The 1,250-nt window shown below is 55.6% G+C and carries 2 protein-coding genes; both read left to right on the top strand.

Going from position 1 to position 1,250, the window contains the following annotated elements:
* Positions 1 to 64 precede the first annotated feature (64 nt).
* The gene (locus PMI26_RS32100; protein WP_007981026.1) at positions 65 to 373 is read left to right on the top strand and encodes a transposase; all 309 of its coding nucleotides are present in this window, start codon (positions 65 to 67) and stop codon (positions 371 to 373) included.
* Positions 370 to 1,212, top strand: a complete 843-nt coding sequence (locus PMI26_RS0130040) for an IS3 family transposase (protein WP_033048531.1) — start codon at positions 370 to 372, stop codon at positions 1,210 to 1,212. The genes PMI26_RS32100 and PMI26_RS0130040 overlap by 4 nt, the downstream gene beginning before the upstream one ends.
* Positions 1,213 to 1,250 lie beyond the last annotated feature (38 nt).

Genomic DNA, 1,250 nt, shown 5'->3' with positions numbered 1-1,250 from the left:
GAACTGGCCTAATGATCCCGGACACTTCTTAAGGGCGATATGATTCGCCCAATCAGGAGGTTCCATGCAAGAACGAAAGACCTACACCCGCGAGTTCAAGCAACGTGCTGCGAGCATGGTTCTTGATGACAACTGCTCAATTACTGATGTCTGTGCGTCGATGGATGTCGGCCCTACGGCTCTGCGCCGCTGGGTTGATCAGGTTCGCAAAGAGCGTCAGAAAGGCCAGCCACTAGCCGGCACCAAGGCCATCAGCGACGAACAGCGAGAGCTCCAACAGCTGCGAGCCAAGGTCAAGCGTCTGGAGACCGAGGCTGAAATCTTAAAAAAGGCTACGGCTCTCTTGATGTCGGATCCCGATCGTTTTTCCTGATCGAGGAGCTGAGGGAGTCAGGCTCGTATCCGACTAGCCTGCTTTGCAGTGCGCTGAACGTATCCCGTAGCGCGTTTTACGACTGGCTTCGCCGCCGTTCAGCGCCGAATACCAAGCGTGACGCGCTCAGAGCCAAAGTCGTGCAATTGCATATTGAAAGCCGGGGAAGCGTAGGCGCGAGAATGCTCTCTGAGCATTTGAAGGCCCAGCAGCTCAAGGTAGGACGGTATCTGGCCGGAAAACTCATGGAGGAGGCAAATCTGGCCAGCCGACAGCGCCGCAGGCATCAGTATCGCTCCAGAGGCGTCGAAGCTTTTGTGGTCAAGAACCTGCTCGAGCGCAACTTCGAGCCGACCTCAATAAACCAGGTCTGGTGCGGCGACGTTACCAGCTTGTTGGTCGCAAAGCGCTGGTACCACCTGGCAGTCGTGATTGATCTGTTCGCCCGCCGGATCGTTGGTTGGGCGTTTTCTCTGATCAATGACGCCAACCTGGTTAGCAGGGCGCTGAGGATGGCGGTGGGGGTTCGAGGCAAGCATACGGGCTTGATGTTTCATTCAGATCAAGGCTGCCAATACACCAGCCAGCGCTTCCAGTCCGAGCTGCTTGAGCACGGGATAACGCAAAGCATGAGCCGCAGAGGGCAATGCTGGGACAACGCTCCAACGGAGCGATTCTTTGGGACACTCAAGTCAGAGTGGGTACCCACCAAGGGCTACAAGGAAATTGAAGAAGCCAGGCGAGATATGACCAGCTTCTTCATGCGATACAACCGAATTAGGCTCCATAGCTACAACAAATACCTGTCGCCGATAGCCATGGAGCAGCAGGCGGCTTGATCACCGTAAATGGTGTCCGGCAAAACTTGACCAGAACA

Origin of the sequence: Pseudomonas sp. GM33 (assembly GCF_000282295.1) — a bacterium.
In the GTDB taxonomy this organism is placed as follows: Bacteria; Pseudomonadota; Gammaproteobacteria; order Pseudomonadales; family Pseudomonadaceae; genus Aquipseudomonas; species Aquipseudomonas laurylsulfatiphila.
The sequence above is the reverse complement of the archived record's forward strand: the minus strand, read 5'-3'. Positions and strand labels throughout refer to the sequence as shown.

Coding starts and splice junctions, on each gene's coding strand:
- PMI26_RS32100 (WP_007981026.1), top strand. CDS start 65: ATGCAAGAACGAAAGACCTACACCCGCGAGTTCAAGCAACGTGCTGCG.